This window comes from Rheinheimera sp. A13L, from assembly GCF_000217935.1.
Classification (GTDB): Bacteria; Pseudomonadota; Gammaproteobacteria; order Enterobacterales; family Alteromonadaceae; genus Pararheinheimera.
The window spans coordinates 24,824-41,203 of the sequence record NZ_AFHI01000045.1; the positions used below are offsets into that span (position 1 = coordinate 24,824).

The 16,380-nt window shown below is 47.3% G+C and carries 14 protein-coding genes and 1 other RNA gene; 7 read left to right on the forward strand and 8 right to left on the reverse strand.

Annotated elements, in window-relative coordinates; translation table 11 throughout:
- Positions 1 to 38 precede the first annotated feature (38 nt).
- The 4 genes from RHEIN_RS16430 to rsmI all read right to left on the reverse strand — a co-directional run bounded on the left by RHEIN_RS16430 (position 39) and on the right by rsmI (position 2,868).
- The gene (locus RHEIN_RS16430; RefSeq protein ID WP_008900107.1) at positions 39 to 938 is read right to left on the reverse strand and encodes a glycosyltransferase family protein; all 900 of its coding nucleotides are present in this window, start codon (positions 936 to 938) and stop codon (positions 39 to 41) included.
- Positions 939 to 976: 38 nt separating this feature from the next.
- Complete coding sequence (locus tag RHEIN_RS16435; RefSeq protein ID WP_008900108.1) at positions 977 to 1,165, reverse strand: hypothetical protein; 189 nt, start codon at positions 1,163 to 1,165, stop codon at positions 977 to 979.
- 297 nt (positions 1,166 to 1,462) lie between these two features.
- Positions 1,463 to 1,822: RNase P RNA component class A (rnpB, locus tag RHEIN_RS20530), an RNA gene on the reverse strand.
- 197 nt (positions 1,823 to 2,019) lie between these two features.
- Positions 2,020 to 2,868: a 16S rRNA (cytidine(1402)-2'-O)-methyltransferase gene (gene rsmI, locus RHEIN_RS16440; protein ID WP_008900109.1), complete on the reverse strand. Its 849-nt coding sequence runs from the start codon at positions 2,866 to 2,868 to the stop codon at positions 2,020 to 2,022.
- 80 nt (positions 2,869 to 2,948) lie between these two features.
- On the opposite strand from rsmI, the gene RHEIN_RS16445 reads away from it, so the two are divergent.
- From RHEIN_RS16445 to dolP, 4 genes are read left to right on the forward strand one after another with little or no spacing between them, the layout of a single operon-like run.
- Complete coding sequence (locus RHEIN_RS16445; RefSeq protein ID WP_008900110.1) at positions 2,949 to 4,823, forward strand: penicillin-binding protein activator; 1,875 nt, start codon at positions 2,949 to 2,951, stop codon at positions 4,821 to 4,823.
- Entirely contained in the window at positions 4,824 to 5,174 is a 351-nt protein-coding gene (locus tag RHEIN_RS16450) for a YraN family protein (RefSeq protein WP_008900111.1), read from the forward strand. It abuts the gene before it with no gap.
- Entirely contained in the window at positions 5,174 to 5,761 is a 588-nt protein-coding gene (locus RHEIN_RS16455) for a D-sedoheptulose-7-phosphate isomerase (RefSeq protein WP_008900112.1), read from the forward strand. The genes RHEIN_RS16450 and RHEIN_RS16455 overlap by 1 nt, the downstream gene beginning before the upstream one ends.
- Positions 5,761 to 6,327 (forward strand): division/outer membrane stress-associated lipid-binding lipoprotein, encoded by a 567-nt coding sequence (gene dolP / locus RHEIN_RS16460; RefSeq protein WP_008900113.1) that lies wholly within the window; start codon positions 5,761 to 5,763, stop codon positions 6,325 to 6,327. The genes RHEIN_RS16455 and dolP overlap by 1 nt, the downstream gene beginning before the upstream one ends.
- Before the next feature lie 34 nt (positions 6,328 to 6,361).
- Here dolP and RHEIN_RS16465 read toward each other — a convergent pair whose 3' ends face one another.
- Together RHEIN_RS16465 and RHEIN_RS16470 are read right to left on the reverse strand one after the other, a co-directional pair.
- Positions 6,362 to 7,039, reverse strand: a complete 678-nt coding sequence (locus RHEIN_RS16465; protein WP_008900114.1) for a DUF599 domain-containing protein — start codon at positions 7,037 to 7,039, stop codon at positions 6,362 to 6,364.
- 8 nt (positions 7,040 to 7,047) lie between these two features.
- Positions 7,048 to 8,988 (reverse strand): ATP-binding protein, encoded by a 1,941-nt coding sequence (locus tag RHEIN_RS16470; RefSeq protein ID WP_008900115.1) that lies wholly within the window; start codon positions 8,986 to 8,988, stop codon positions 7,048 to 7,050.
- 186 nt (positions 8,989 to 9,174) lie between these two features.
- Here RHEIN_RS16470 and pyrC point away from each other — a divergent pair, with 186 nt between their 5' ends.
- Positions 9,175 to 10,215: a dihydroorotase gene (gene pyrC, locus RHEIN_RS16475; protein ID WP_008900116.1), complete on the forward strand. Its 1,041-nt coding sequence runs from the start codon at positions 9,175 to 9,177 to the stop codon at positions 10,213 to 10,215.
- 39 nt (positions 10,216 to 10,254) lie between these two features.
- Here the strand turns inward: pyrC and RHEIN_RS16480 are convergent, their stop codons facing one another.
- Positions 10,255 to 11,763 (reverse strand): DUF3612 domain-containing protein, encoded by a 1,509-nt coding sequence (locus RHEIN_RS16480; RefSeq protein WP_008900117.1) that lies wholly within the window; start codon positions 11,761 to 11,763, stop codon positions 10,255 to 10,257.
- 144 nt (positions 11,764 to 11,907) lie between these two features.
- Between RHEIN_RS16480 and RHEIN_RS16485 the strand changes: the two genes are divergently transcribed.
- Positions 11,908 to 12,423 carry a hypothetical protein gene (locus tag RHEIN_RS16485; protein WP_008900118.1) on the forward strand — a complete coding sequence of 172 codons (516 nt, stop codon included), beginning with the start codon at positions 11,908 to 11,910 and terminating at the stop codon, positions 12,421 to 12,423.
- Between the two features lie 366 nt (positions 12,424 to 12,789).
- Here RHEIN_RS16485 and RHEIN_RS16490 read toward each other — a convergent pair whose 3' ends face one another.
- The gene (locus tag RHEIN_RS16490; RefSeq protein WP_008900119.1) at positions 12,790 to 15,078 is read right to left on the reverse strand and encodes a TonB-dependent receptor; all 2,289 of its coding nucleotides are present in this window, start codon (positions 15,076 to 15,078) and stop codon (positions 12,790 to 12,792) included.
- A 244-nt stretch (positions 15,079 to 15,322) separates the two neighbouring features.
- On the opposite strand from RHEIN_RS16490, the gene RHEIN_RS16495 reads away from it, so the two are divergent.
- The gene (locus RHEIN_RS16495; RefSeq protein WP_040555312.1) at positions 15,323 to 16,351 is read left to right on the forward strand and encodes a LacI family DNA-binding transcriptional regulator; all 1,029 of its coding nucleotides are present in this window, start codon (positions 15,323 to 15,325) and stop codon (positions 16,349 to 16,351) included.
- The last annotated feature ends 29 nt before the right edge of the window (positions 16,352 to 16,380 follow it).

A 16,380-nucleotide genomic window follows, 5' to 3' on the forward strand; every position in this document is an offset into this window, starting at 1 on the left:
TTGCCTGAGTGAATACAAACAAAGTGTCTGTCTGCAACTTACCCCATCACCAGCTCAGCAATGTCAGAATGATCCTTTCCAACCAGCTGTAGCAATTGGTTTGCCCTGCAGGACCAGCTATGACGAAGCAAAGCTTCGGATTGAGCTATGTGTTCAGCTTTGTGTTCATCCAATCCCAGTTGCAATAACTCTGAAGCCTGATGAAAACCGTATACGCCATCAGCAAGGCTGAATTGCTGCTCAAGAAAGCTATTGTGCCGCGTTAATACCGCAGTGCCTGCAGCCAGTGAGGCCAACACTCTCTCATGCAATCCTGCGCTGAAACCCGGGTGATCATGCAAAACAAACTGACTACGGCTAAACAATTGCTTTAACTCTTGCCAGGTCATACTACGTAATATCAAATGAGAGCTTGCACCAACCTCATTCCAACCCCGCCCGGCAATAGCCAGTTGAATGCCCGCTTCTGCAAAGTCGTGCACCAGTTGATTTCGGTTTCGGCCACGCAGGAACAGATCGGCCAGCCGCAAAAAATTCAGGGTATTGGCGTCAGCCTCTAATACACCATCCTTTTCACCAAAACGAAGTACAGATAATAAGGTCGGCAAACTGTCGATTGCCGGATCCATCAGCAATTCAAGTAATTTAGGGTGCGCTGCATGCAAAGCTGAAATCTGTGCAGTTTCATCAAAGTAGCTGGCAGGAAATAAAATCCCAACGTCTGTAGGCGGTCTGGGGGCCAGGCAACGTACTTTGGTCGCATGCAGAAACTGTTCAGCGTCAAAACCAAGCCGGGTTAGCCAGTTCACATGACTTTGGTCGACACATAAGAGTTTGAGCCAGGTTTTATGTGCGGCAAAACGCTGATAGTGATGCACCGGATGATCCAACAACCAGCTAAAACAAGGCAACTGGTTCAGAGCATCAAGACAACTCACATAATCCAAACCTAAACCATTGATACCGAATATAAACTTTATATTTTTTTTGCGATAAGGTTATATAAACGCAGTAAATGCTGTTCATGGCTTTGCTCCGCAGATAAAGGAAACCACAAAACTTCGTAGTTCAGTTGACCCAGTTCAATGGCCAGCTCCTGCAAGAAATTACTGGCCACACCATACTGAAATTGACCGGAAATAATTAATACATGACTGGTTTTCATTGAGCTTTGCCTGCCAAAAGGGCATCACTACAGGCTGTATACTGAAAATTTGAGAAAAAATCAGTTGGAGCCACAACGCTAAACGTCCTTGAATTCATCTATTTATCCCTGTTTTACACAGGAGCGAATTCAAACAAATAAAATACAAAACATCAACATAAATAAAACATTAAATAAAATAGAAGGGACAAGCAGCCTTTTTAAAAAAGGAATTTATTCAGGAGAAAATGTTTTTGTGCAAGTGACAAGCCACTTCTTACCGATCTTTAACCGGTAAAAAGGGCATGATACAAGAAGGTGTGAGTTAGCCCGTTAAGCCGGGTTCTGTCGTGGACAATCATTCCTCTAGGACGTACGTCACCGTACGCCTCAAGCAACCTACCCGCCCCCAACGCGGGCCGCGCCAAAGGGGGCCTATTTGGTCTTGCTCCGAGTGGAGTTTACCGTGCCACGAACTGTTACCAGCCGCGCGGTGCGCTCTTACCGCACCCTTTCACCCTTACCTGATCCCTTGCTTGCGCAAGGGCCATCGGCGGTTTGCTCTCTGTTGCACTAGTCGTCGGCTCGCGCCGCCCAGGCGTTACCTGGCACTCTGCCCTATGGAGCCCGGACTTTCCTCCCCCTGCTTACGCAGGCAGCGATTGTCTGGGCCAACTCACGGCGCGCATTATACCCTTCTTCCTCGAAGCTGCAAGGTTGTTGGCTGCGTTATGACTATACGGGTGTAGATATAATCACCGGCACGGGCGGGGACAAGCCCACGCCCCTACAAAACCGCCGCGTTGCAACTCCGATGAATTTGGCTAAAGGGGAATAAGGTTTAATCGCCCGGCATTAATTCCAAAGCCAAAAAATTAGTCTTCAGCGCCCCAACTCAACCCCAGCTTATACAAGGCGTTTTTCTTTTCTCCATGGATTTCTGCGGTTAAAGCTGCGGCTTTTTTCAGCGGCAATTCGCTCATCAGCAACTTTAAAGTTTGCTGAGCGGCAGGGTTAATTTCTTCTTCGGCCGCTAAAGTCGGCGCTATCATCAGCACCATTTCGCCCTGACAACGAGCCGGGTCTTCGTCCAGCCAGGCTGTGATTTCTGCTGCTGTGCCATAAACAAAGTTTTCAAAGGTTTTAGTCAGCTCTTTTGCCAGCACCAGCTCACGTTCGGCGCCAAAGACTTTTACCACATCTTCTAAGCAGTCTTTGATACGACGGGCGGTTTCATAACAAATTAAAGTGCCCACACCTTGTGGAATGGCGCTTAGCACATTTTGGCGTTGCTGGCTTTTGGCCGGTAAAAAACCAATAAAATGGAATTTATCTGTAGGTAAACCAGCACAGCATAAAGCACTGATCAAGGCACAAGGGCCAGGGATAGGCACGACACGCACACCAGCATCGCGGCATAAACGCACCAGGCTGTAACCCGGGTCGCTAATAAGTGGTGTACCTGCATCAGAAATCAAAGCAACATCTTCACCGGCCTGCAACTTTTGCAATAAAGTGGCAGCACGTTGCTTTTCGTTGTGATCATGCAGCGCCAGCATTTTGGCTGAAATACCTAAGTGGCTGAGTAACTTACCACTGTGCCTTGTATCTTCCGCTGCCACCCAGGCCACAGAGCTTAAGGTTTTGATAGCGCGTTGACTGATGTCGTCTAAATTGCCGATGGGTGTGGCTACTATGTATAAATTTCCGCTTTGTGCAGTCATATGGCGCTTATTCCGTTGTACTTGAATTACTTTGGCTGGAATTCATTGAGCTTAGGCACGGCACTGAGTAAGATACCTGCATGTTTCCTTCATTGTACCTGTGCATTGTGAAATCCAGCAAACTGAAGCCACTTATTCTTTTGGGCAGCGCCATAGCGTTAGCCAGTTGTTCTTCCTCGCCACAACAGGCAGCTCCGGTCAAACGGACACCTGTAGTCCAGCCTGCCGTTGAGGCAGAAGATGAGGTCGAAATCGTTAAAATCGAAAGGCCTTTGTCCGGCGCCGACTTTATTGAACAGGCGGGTCAGCAACAAGGTTCAGAGCAGCAATGGCAGTTACTGGAAGCGGCCAAAGCACATTTGCAACAAGGTGAAATTGAACAAGCCTTAGCGATCAGCCGGGTGCTGGCACAACAAGCTAGTGCTGAAGTGCAGCAAGCCAATTTATTGCCTTTTTTTCAGGGCCTGATCGCAGCTGATAATCATGAAGATATTCAGAAATTCAGCAGTCAGTATTCGTTAAGCTCATTCAGAGCTGAAGACAAAACTGCTTATTTACAAAGCCTGGCTCAGTATCAGAGCAGCAGAAGAGAGTCGGACAAAGCCGTTAAAACCTATCTGCAATTGTTGGCACTGCAACCAGAACAAAGTACATATCAAAGTGCGTTGTGGCAACAGCTGGGCATGCTGACGCCAGATCAATTACAAAACCTGAGCCAAAGCGGCGATAACACCACACAAGGCTGGGCTAAGTTACTGCAATTGCATCAACAGCATTTGGGCAACAGAGCGGCTTTAACTCAGGCGATTAGCGACTGGCAGCAACAGTACGCGCAGCTGCCGTCTTTCCAGAAATTACCAGATGAAATTCAGCAATTAAGTGCAGTAGACGCCTTTTCACCTCAAACTATTGCTGTCTTGTTGCCATTTAGCAGCAACTTCCGTCAGCACGCTGAAGCTATTCAACAAGGTATTCTGGCTGCATCCGCCAACCAGCAAGCCCGTTTGATTTTTATCGACAGCCAGACAGACACTGCAGCATTGCAGCAACAACTGGCCGCTGAGCAAGTGGATTTTGTCATTGGGCCTTTGCTCAGAGAACAAGTGGATGCCATTTCACAGCAAGCCGACTGGAGCATCCCTACGCTGTTTTTAAATGGAAAAACCGATTTGGTGCAACAAGCTGCCGATAAGTTTTATTTCTCCTTAAGTGTGGAAGATGAAGCTCATCAAATGGCGATGCTGTTCAAACAGAAAAACTATAAACAGCCTGTACTGATGGCTTCCCGTAACCCCTTAAGTCAGCGTATGGCCGAACAGTTCAGCCGTGACTGGAAACAAATAGCAGGTAAAGAACCTGAAACTTATTGGTTTGCAGATCAAGCCGGCATGGAAAGCACCATTAAGCAGTTACTGGAAACAGCAGCCAGCGAACAACGTATTCGTGATATCAGCAAACTGGCAGGGGAAAGTGTCAAAGCTGAACCTCATAGTCGTCAGGATATAGATGCCATTTATTTGCTGGCCGACCCAGCGCAAACCCGGTTACTGAAACCTTACATTGATGTGTCCGTCGCCCCGACTAAAACAACAGTGCCAGTGTACGCCAGTTCACGCAGTCATCAAAAAGCCACTGAGTTTACCGACAGGCGCGACTTACTGGGTTTAACTTTTACCGAAATGCCCTGGATGCTCAGTACAGGTCAGCAACAAGAATTCCGTAAGCAGTTTGAGCAGCTGTTTCCACAGCAGGATGAAACTCTGCAACGTTTATTTGCTATGGGCTACGACGCCTACCACTTAGTGTACCGTTTAAAGCAGCAGCAACAATTTCCGGCTCTGCGTTATCAGGGCTTAACGGGCAACCTGGCGTTGTCTGCAGGCGGACAGGTTCAGCGGCAGTTAACCTGGGGCAAATACAGTAAGGATGGTTTGCTGACACCACGGACCCCATAAATGAGTAAAAGCACAGGGCAGTTTTATGAACAACAAGCCTTAGTGTTTTTAGAGCAACAAGGCTTACAACTGGTGCAGCAAAACTACAGTTGTCGCTTTGGTGAAATTGATTTAGTGATGCGCGAGCAACAAACCCTGGTTTTCGTTGAAGTAAAGTTCAGGCGCAGCAACAACTTTGGTGGTGCTGCTGCAGCTGTCACTTCAGCCAAACAGCAAAAGTTGAGCCGCACCGCTTTATGTTATTTACAAAGTAATGGCCAGCAGCATTGCCGTTTTGATGTAGTGGCTATTACCGAACAGCCAGCAGACATTTGCTGGATTAAAAACGCTTTTGCAGGAACAGCTAACTAATGCAAGACCATATCAGGCAACTTTTTACTGAAAATATTCAAACCATGATAGCGACAGGCGAAGCTTTGTCTGCCCCTATCGAAAACGCAGCCGTCAGTCTGGTGAACTGCCTGATCAATGGCGGTAAAGTGATTTGTTGTGGTGAAGGCGCATCTGCTGCTTTGGCCACGCATTTTGCTCAGCTGTTATTGGATCAGTTTGAAGCAGAACGGCCTTGTTTACCGGCTTTTGCCTTATCAACCAACAACTCCAGCTTACAACCAGGCAATCAGGTTAACCCTGATCATCTGGCCCGTCAGGTCCGGGCTTTAGGCCAGGCCGGCGATGTGCTGGTGGCGATTTCGATGACAGGCGAAGAACATAATCTGATTAAAGCGGTTGAAGCGGCTTTAACCAAAGATATGACTGTGGTGGCTTTCACTGTGGATAACAGTGGTGAATTGTCTGGTTTACTGGGCAATCAGGATACTGAATTGAAGGTGCCAGCGCACAGACCGGCCCGGGTATTTGAGTGTTATACCTTTTTACTGCATGCGTTATGTGAACTCATCGACATAACTCTGTTTCCGCAACAAGGAGATCTCTGATGTTGAAAAAAATAATGCTGGTGTTACTTACCAGTTGGCTATTGCAAGGTTGTGCCGCTGCTGTACTGGCAGGCGGAGCTACAGCCGTTAAATCAGCGGGCGACCCACGCACTCTGGGCAGTCAGATTGACGATAAAAGTATTCAAATTAAAGTAAGCCGCTTACTGAGCGAAAATCCGGAAACCAAGGACAAAGGCAATATCAATATGACCAGTTACAACGGCATAGTGTTGTTAACAGGTCAGGTGCCGAATGAGCGTGTGCGTGAAGTGGCCGCTGAACTATCCAGAGTGGATGGCGTAAAAGATGTGCACAATCAGCTGCGTGTTGGCAGTGAAATCAGTTTTGGCACAGGCAGCAAAGACAGTTGGCTCACGACCCGTATTAAAGGCAAATTTCTGGCCGATAAAAACGTCAGTGGCTTAAATATCAAAGTAGTGACTGAAAACGGCGAAGTATTTTTAATGGGTTTAGTCAGTCAGCAAGAAGCAGACCGAGCAGTCAACCTGGCTCGTAATGTCGACGGCGTAGCACGTGTCATTAAAGCATTTGAATATAAAAACTAATTAGATATCGGGTCAGAGCTTCGGCTCTGACCTTTCAGCATTCCTGCAAAGCTTTGAGCACTTTGGAATGAAATTCACGGTGTTTCATAATCAGTAATACTAAAACAGAAGTGGCCATAAATAATCTGGGGTCAAGGAACCAGGATAAAGTGGCTAACGAGAAGTAAATTGACCGCAAACCATAGTTAAATGAATGCCCCGCCTGATCGATCACTTTTGCTGTTCTGTTGGCATACAAAGCTTGTTCTTCAGATGTCATTTCACGGCCATCTGGTGCTGCGCCTATCAGCACGCCACCAAAGCCATACTGGCGTAATGACCAGGTAAACTGGAAAAAAGCAAAAACGTAGATGACCGCCAGAAATAAGATTTTTACCTGCACAGTTTCTTTATTTTGTGCTGTCCATGGAGTCAGATAACTTAAGACTTCGCTGATGCTGCCACTTGAGGCCAAAGCCGTTAATAAACCCGCCAAAATCAGCAAGGTACTGGAAGCAAAAAAGGATACATTACGCTCCAGCGTTGAAATCAGTGCCACATCGGCCATTTTGTTGTCGCGGTTCAGCATTTGTTTCATCCAGTCATTGCGCTTACGGCGCAGTTCAAAGGATAAACAGCTCAAGGTTTTCGCTTTGCGTTTGGCCACTACTGTGTACCCTATCCAAAGCGACAAAAACCAAATTACAGCTATTAAATCAAGCAAAGTCAGCATAACAAGCCTTATTCCAGAGACAATTCAGTTGCCAGTGGCAACCTAAAATAAAAACAAGCGCCACCTGTGACGGAGCGCTGATAACCAATTTCACCACGCATAGCCTTGATCAGATCTTTGCAAATGGCCAGGCCTAATCCTGTGCCAGCCACCTGCCTGCGATCGGACGAATCTGCCTGAGAAAATTTCTCAAATAATCTGGGTTCAAAGCTGTCAGACACGCCCTGCCCCTGATCAATCACAGAGACCCTGACTGTTTTGGCGTATAACTCCATAGTCACCTGCACCGAAGCGCCTACCGGGGAATGCCGTATCGCATTCGCCAATAAGTTGGCCATCACTTGCTGCACTCTGACTTCATCTACTTCCACCCATAAATCATCCTGCTCAGCAGATGACAATTCAAGTGTTACCTGACGCTGCAAAGCTAAGGGCTGGTTCAAGTCTATCGCTTGTCTGAGTAATTCAGCCAAAGGCCAGAGTCTTAACTTAAACTGCATTTTATTCACGGCCAGCTTTTCTATATCCAATAAATCGTTGATCAGTTTACCTAACCTCTGACTGTTTTGCTGCGCCAGCATCAACATATGCTGCTGCTTATCGTTCAGCTCACCCAAAGCACCACCCACAGCCAAACCTAAGGCGCCACTGATCGCAGTAAGGGGTGTACGCAGTTCGTGACTGACAGTAGAAACAAAATCATTTTTTAACTGCTCTACTTTCTTTCGCTCTGAGATATCACGAATAAGCCAGACATGGCGCACCTGGCCTTGATGCTCTGTGCTGTTGCGTGATAAATCCATCGCAAAAACTTCACCTGTATGGCGCGCCCCCAGCAATTCTATTGCAGTGCCGTCTCCCGGATCCACAGTGGCTAACACATCCGCCTGCCCCGATGCCAAAAGTATACTAAAAGGCCGCCCCGCTAACTGAGCCGGCAAGTAACCAAATACAGTGCTGACAGCGCTGTTCACCCGCTCTATAGTGCCATCCGGATCTGTGGTGACTATCACATCCAGCACACTGTCCATAATACGGCGTGAGTAGATTTCATTGTCTTGCAAGGCATCGGCAAATAAGGCGCTGCGCCGGTAAGAATAAAGCAGCCAGGCCAACATCAGACAAAACACAACAGACAAGGATGCTCCGGCTAAACGCCATTGCCACAAGCCCCAGCCTGTGGCTTCTTCCATAAAACGCACAGCAATTTGCCAGTCTGCGCCTTTGATATTTAAATCCAGGATCAAGGCTTCTTCATTGAATAAATGTGAATAACCAAACAACGTCTGACCAGAGCCTGCGCCTTTTTCCCTTATCCCGACCTGTACCTGATAACTGTTGGCTTGTTGCAACAGCATCTGATTAAAAGCAGTTAAATCCAGTACTGTGCTGATAATGCCCCAATAACGGCCATCGTTCAGAAATAACGGCAGCCGGTACACATAACCATCTCCGCCCTGAATAAGGGCGACAGGACCCACTAACCTGGGTTCTTTGTCATCTATCAGTTGTTTAATGTCAGGCCATTGTTGCGCCACATTCTGGTAGTTCAGGCCCAAAGCCCTTTCATTGCCCTGCACCGGATAAATCAGCGTCAACACATTGTCCGGCGCCAGACCTATGTTGCGGATATGCTTGCCCTGCTCCAGCAAACTGTGCAGCAAAAATAACATTTCTTTTTCGGCCAGCTTGCCGTCACTGGCGCGAATGTGAGACGCCAGACCCAGGCTCATATACAAGGAGGTGTTTAATTCGGATTCGACAAAAGAACGCAACTGACCGGATAAACCAACTAACTGTTGTAACGCCTGATTCTGCCGTTGTTCCACCAGTTGCCTGGCCTGATACTCGGTAATAATTGCGGCACAACATAAACAGAAAAGCGGCACTAACCATTGCCAGGGCAACAGCCAGTGAGATTGTTGTTTTAACGCATTGCTCTGTTCCATGGTTCGTAACCTGTTGAACATCTTCTGGTATCGTCAGTGACTATAACCTATACAGCAGCTATTACTCTATGCCCCATCACAGAGTGCAACAGAATAAAAGTTGATCCGCTTACTGAGTATCCCGCCCAGCCGTGTTAAACTGCGACGCCCTGACGGCATGACACTGCATCAGTAGAGGAGAGCGCTGTGACTGAATTAATTCTGCAAACCCCGGACGACTGGCACTTACATTTTCGCGATGGCGATATGCTCAAAGAAACTGTGGCAGCCACTGCCCGCTGTTTTAAACGCGCTATTGTGATGCCCAATCTTGTTCCTCCTGTTACTAATGCTTCAGAAGCTTTAGCCTATAAAGAACGTATTCTGGCCGCCCGTCCAACAGGCAGCAGCTTTGAACCTTTGATGGTGTTGTATTTAACAGACAAAACGTCAGCTGAAGACATCAAAGCCGCCAAAGCCGCAGGTGTTGTCGCCGCTAAATTGTATCCGGCAGGCGCGACCACAAACTCTCACTCTGGTGTCAGCAGCTTAAGCAAACTTTATCCTGTACTGGAAGTGATGGCAGAACAACAGATGCTGCTGCTGGTGCATGGTGAAGTGACCGACAGTCATATCGATATTTTTGACCGCGAAAAAGTTTTTATCGATCAGCATTTAACTCAGCTGATAGATACCATCCCAGGCCTTAAAGTGGTGTTTGAGCATATCACCACAGCCGATGCGGTTGAGTTTGTCAAAGCAGCGCCAGATCGTGTTGCCGCCACTATCACTCCTCAACATTTGCTGCTGAACCGCAACGATATGTTGGTCGGTGGTGTACGCCCGCATAACTACTGCCTGCCGGTATTAAAACGCCGCACCCATCAGGAAGCCTTGCGTGCTGTAGTCGCCAGTGGCAATAGCAAATTTTTCTTAGGCACAGACTCAGCCCCACACGCCAAACACCGTAAAGAAGCAGCTTGTGGCTGCGCCGGTTGTTACAGCGCCTGGAGTGCCATTGAGCTGTACGCTCAGGTGTTTGAAGACTTAGGTTGTTTAGACAAGTTAGAAGGGTTCGCCAGCCATTATGGCCCGGATTTTTATAACCTGCCACGCAACAGCGGCACCATCACTTTAGTGAAACAAGACTGGACAGTACCAGCTGAAATCACCTTACCTGATGGCAGCCCTATAGTGCCGTTTTTCGCCGAACAGCAATTAAGCTGGCAGTTGAAGCAAGGCTTATAAGCTTATCAAGGGGCCGGTTTGGCCCCTTTTTTGTGCTTACTACTTAGCGGAGCAATTCTGATAACAGCCAGGTTCGCGTGGGCAGTGATTGCCGCGTGAACAAATCAGCTGGGCTGGTTTATCTAAACTGCGGGCCACCCAGTTGATATTCAAAATATTCGACACACTAGTTAAAGTAGACCGGATAGCTTTAGGCACTACTGCAGAGCCCCCCTGAGTGCGGCATAACTGTTTTAACTCCTGCGCCATAGTGTCCACATCCATACCCTGAGCTTCAATAGCCGGGTTTAAGTCGATACCTGCACAAAGCACATGAGCATTGCCTGCTAAATCCGACACTTTGGTCGACTCACAGCAATAAATCCGTGGCTGTCCCTGCACATCCAAAATAGACAACTGAGCAGAATGCGCTGACTCAGCAGCTTCAAACATACGAAATACCGCCCAGTGCTGACATGGATCTTCCACCTGTCGCATATTGCCCCAGGGCAGCGGAATACCATTACCACGATACACGGCCTTTAATTTACCCGGTGTATAGGCATCAAAATAATGCCAATGACTGTAAGGCGACACTGCTGTCATACGGCGCATAGCAACAGAAGCTGACACACCAGCTAAATGGTGTGAACTGATTTCATAGCCTTGTTTGTCTAATAACTGACGAAACGGCATTTTAGGACACAACAAAGCACCGGCAAAAAAGCTGGATTCAAAGTCACGCCAGGCATGCAAAATATCCTGAGGCGCCACGGCGCTGTCGTCTGTCGGCACAGATTCAAAAGCACCACCCACCATCATGCCGCTTTTGACGCCATCTTTGTTATGCAGCACTGCATGGCCAATATGCACCGCCAGCTCGTACTTCAACCGGGTGGGCCACTGTTGCAGCAGCTTATTTAAATGCAAAGTAGCTGGCGGTAAAAAATAGGACGTCGGTACATTTTTTGACAACACGCCCAGCTCGTCCAGTACTTCTTTGGGTGTTTGCTCAAACCAGCAAAGCTTCAAACCAAGCTGTTGCACTATGTGCATTAAATCGTCCACCGACAAGGGCATGCGCTTCAGGCCCACTTCTTCAGCGGCTCGTTCCAGTTCAGGAAAGTGGTTCTGATGATGCTCCTGATGCGCCCGGATCAGCAACTGAGCAAACTGGCGGCCGCTAATACCGGTTTGTGACAACATCTCAGGAATAGCAATTTGCAGAATATCATTGGAAAACAAAAAGCCCGGTTCCAGCGCCATACCAGATACACCGCCCCTGCTGCCTTTTTGTGGTGTGATATCCAGTTGCTGCTCTTCACCATCCAGAAACCATTCGACTTCTTTTTGAAAGACTTCAGCAATGACCTGCAGCATATCCAGGCTGGGCACCCGCTTTCCGCGTTCAATCATTGATAGATAAGACACAGACGGCGCGTACTCAGAGTTCACTCTGATGCAGCGGGTCGACAAGTCTTCCATAGTTAAGTTATTGCGCTTTCTAAGGTTTCTGATCTTAGTACCAAGGAAATGCGACTTTCTGAGTAAACTTTTATTTGCTGTCATTTTGTAAAATTCACACTGTGAAGTTTTTATTGTGAAATTATTCAGAAAACTAACATAGACTAAATATCAAGCAACATCAATGCTGCTTTATTGGCCCTACAGCCTAAGAACTTATTACAAGCAACAAACAACAGGACAAAAATCATGAACATGACAGCCACCCAAAACTCACACCAGGACCATGATATCCGGGAAGAGATCAGCTACATCGCCGGGCTGAACCAGAGTTATGTCCGTCAGATCATGGATTACTCCAAAGCCTTCCTTGATAAAGTTTTTCCACTGGACCGCGGCTCTCACAAAGATGTTTGCAGTTATGTGGTGTATTACCAGCATGTATTGGCGTTTTTTGCCGATGGCAGCAACAGCGGTTTAAAAACACCAGCGCAGTTTGTCGCTTTTGGTGGTCATCCAGAGCAGCCGCAGTCCTTGCTGTTAAAAGATGGCGAACGCCATGTCGAATTATTGTTTTGCCATAAAGGAGCTCATGGCTCCCTGGATAAAGCTGGCATCGAAGATATTCAGTTGCAACTGACAGGTGAGCAGGCGGGCTGGTTCAGTATGATCCGCGGCAATGCTCAAGCCCAACCTTGTATAGCCAGTACACAAAATAGTCCGTGCTTTCGTGCAAAAGATGGTGGCGATTACCGCTTAAATTAGATATAACTAGTGCTGTTGATTTTTTGTACCCTCAGTCAATCACTGACGGTTGTGCATTATTTGCCTAAGCTAATAAAAAATTAGCGGCAAAAAGAATAAAAACAACAGGGGACGATAGACGTTGACGGGGAGAAGAAAGGCCAGCAAATTGCTGGCCTTTTTTTATGTCCATGGAAGGACGGTATGTCGAAAATGCAGGAGCATATTTTCGACGATGTCCATGGAAGGACGGTATGTCGAAAATGCAGGAGCATATTTGCGACGATGTCCATGGAAGGACGGTATGTCGTAACCGTTATCACGCCTTCGCCTCTGGCGCAGGCCGGAAGCCTGTTGCGACGATGCCCCCGAAGAAATGCTACTTCATCAGAACTGATAAGTCATACTTAAAGTCACTGAGCGCGGCAGAATATAACGGCCGTTATTTGACATTGTCACACGTGGGTCGCCTTCAGTTAAACCTTTTTTGTCCGTCAGGTTATCTACCGATAACTGAGTTTTTAACTGCTCAGTTAACTCCAGTTGCACACCCAAATCCACTTTAGTGTACCCAGGTAAAGTGACTGTATTCTCATTATCAGAATAACGATCAGAGACCGCAGATACTGTGCCGTACACAGAAGCGAAGGTATCTTCAAAAGGCTCAAAACCATAACTTGGGGTTAAGCGCACTTGCCATTTAGGCTGACGCTGCGCTCTGTTGCCTTCGTTGGTTGGGCTTTCGGTGATTTCGGTTTTTTGCAGCGTTGAGTTCAGATTCAGTGAAAAACCTACGCTGGTGAAGTAGTTAAAGTCCAGCTCTACGCCATAAGCTCTGTTGGTCATTACTTCAGCCGGATCGCCAGGAAGACGGACAAAAGTGTCGCCTTCTACCTGGTTATAAAAAGAGGTGGCGTAGAAGCTGTAATTTTGTTCAGCCCATTTATAACCCAACTCAAACTGAGTCACTTCTTTAATCAGCTTCTCACCATTGCTAAAAGCGCCGAAGTTATCGCGGAAATCGTCAAAAAATGGCATTTTATTGCCTTTGTTCACACGGGCAAATACACCCATATTTTTTTGCCACATCCAGTTCACACCGGCAGTCCAGGCAATTTTACTTTCGTCATAACTTACAGCTTTGCTGACCTGACCTGTTAAACCTTCATCTACTGTGTAATCAATAGTGTGGTTTTCATTCCGCAAGCCCAGATCCATTGTCCATTGCTCGTTTAATGCAACTTCCACAGCGGCATATAAAGCCCGGGTTGTGCCATCGCCAGTGGCATCTATGTCATAGTTCCAGCTGCAACTGTCGTCATTGTCGTTGCAGTTGATGCCAGTTAAGACTTCACCGCCTGATTCCACAACATGCCATGCCTGATTACCAATAGACCACCAGTCATTGACAGAAAACGCTGTGCTGTACACACCCAGAGTGTATTTAGCGCTGTCAGCAGTCTTAGTCACAGCTAAATCATTGGTAAAAGAATCCAGCTCTTTTTCCACCACCCAACGGCCAATTTGCTGCACTGTGGTATCGGCATCATATAAAGTACCAGTGGCAACACCAGTTGCATTTAAACCGTTATCCGCCACTGTGCCTAAAGGCACAGCGCGACCTTCCGGCACTAAACCTAAGGTATTGGCATCACCCTGGGTATAGTTAAAGCGATACAAGAGTTTCCAGTCGTTTTCTAAATCCAGATCTACGCTGCCGCCCGACACTGAACCTTTCCAGCCACGGCCATCACCAAAATCAACACTGCGGCTTTCGCCATTGGGACCATATTCGATAGTGGCTTGTCTGTTATTCGGACCAATCTGGGTATAGGTATTGTCCACGCCAGCAACATTTAAAGGCGTTGGCAGATACCAGACCCCGTGATCATCAGTCTGGCGGGTGTAGAAGTTGATACGGCCATTATCCAGCTCTTTAGTGATATTCAGCGTTAACTGATGGCCTTGTTCTGAGTTAAAACCCGCATCGCGAATGCCTTGTGAGCTGCTGACATAACCGCCCAACATAAAATACAGATCTTCGGCCAGCTCGCCACTCAGTAATGCATCCACACGTTGCAGGCCATAATCTGAGGTGGATACTTTGACCAAACCTTCAGTTTCTTCCGAACCTTCTTTTAAAATAAAGTTAGTGGTTAAACCCGGCTGGCCATTAGAAATTACCGGCGTTGAACCACCACGCAGCGCTTCCATAAAATCGACTGTTTCGTCCAGCCGGAACATAGAGGAGTTTTCTAAAAAGGACAAAGTTGGCGGTGGAAAAACCGGCACACCCTGCAGTTGCACTGTTAAAAAGGGCGCATCACCGCCACCTGGGAAACCACGGACAAAAACGTTAGCCCCTGCCACACCACCTGAACTTTCAGACCAAACGCCCGGTACCAGAGTAAACAACTCGGCCGTGCTTTTTGGATTCAGTCGTTCAATATTTTCTGCCGACACATTGGTGATGGCGTAGCTGGCATCTACACGTAAACCTGCAATACCGCTGGCTTTACCTGTAATAACTATTTGTTCAATCTGACTTTCTTCTGCTGGTTTTTTTGCTGCTGCAACTTTTTGAGTGTCTTCGCTTTGCTGCTGAGCCTGCACCATAGTCACTGGCAGTAAGGTAACGAGCATGGCTGACGCCAGCTTAGTGAGCCGTAAATTCATCTGATCTCTCCCCGTTGTCTTGGATTACGCAGCTATGACGCTAGTGTATTTATTGCTGCTTAAATAAACATAATCCATCCTGCAATCGATTGCAATGACAAAACAGCAACTTTTGCAATCGTTTGCAAAAAGATTATGTGTTAGGGTTTTACCACGTCACAGAAGGGGCTCGATTTGACATGCTCCTTTTGTCATAATCTGGTGCGTTGCAGGGGTTACTGCGGTTGAATATGGAAAATCAGTTGTGAATTCAGGAAAAAAAATGATGACGCTGGCCGACATTGCAGCTTTAGCTGAAGTGTCTGAATCTACAGCTTCCAGAGCATTGCGCGACAATCCTGTGGTGAACAAAGAAACCCGCTTAAAAGTGCAGCAAATTGCTCAGCAGTATCAGTTTAATGTAAACCCTACAGCCCGCAGTTTACGTACACAAAAAAGCTACACCATAGCTGTGATCATTTTATTTGATGCCAAAAGCCAGCAGGCTATTTCTGACCCATTTTTACTGGAAATTTTAGGTGTGATAGCAGATGAATTAACCCACAAAGGGTATGACATGCTGCTAAGCACCAGCAAAACCAAAGACAAAGACTGGAAAAATTATTACATAGACGCCAAAAGAGCCGACGGTTTAATCATCATAGGTCAGGGCGAACACGACCAGCGAATTGAACAACTGTCACACAGCCGGGTTCCTTTTGTGGTCTGGGGCGCAAGTTCAGGTCATGACAGTTTTACTGTAGTCGGCAGTCAAAACCGCAGCGGTGCTGAAGCTGCGGTCAGTCATTTAGTCGCTCAAGGCTGCAAACATATCGCCTTCCTTGGTGATTATCGCCACAACGAAATTGAACAACGTTATCTGGGTTATCAGGATGCGTTGCAAAAAGCCGGTCTTGCTCTTAATGCAGATTACGAACTCATAACCGACTTTACCGCTCAGGATGGTTATTTAAAAACCCAGCAGCAATTATTCCCGCTGTTGCCAGAGCTGGATGGTATTTTTGCCGCCAGCGACGCCATAGCTTTAGGGGCGATGAAAGCCCTGCAAGAGCATGGCGTACAAGTACCACAACAGCTGGCCGTTGCAGGTTTTGATGACATAGCGATGTCGGCCTATTGCTCACCAGCACTCACCACAGTCAAACAAGACACCATCAACGGTGGCAAATTGCTGGTGTCTAAGTTATTGCAGCAAATGGACGGCGAACAGGCAGAATCTGAACTGCTGCCTGTGCGCCTCCTGACCCGTCAAAGTTCTGCCCGGAACGGGTGAGGATAACCTTATTTCAGGCATTTCAGACG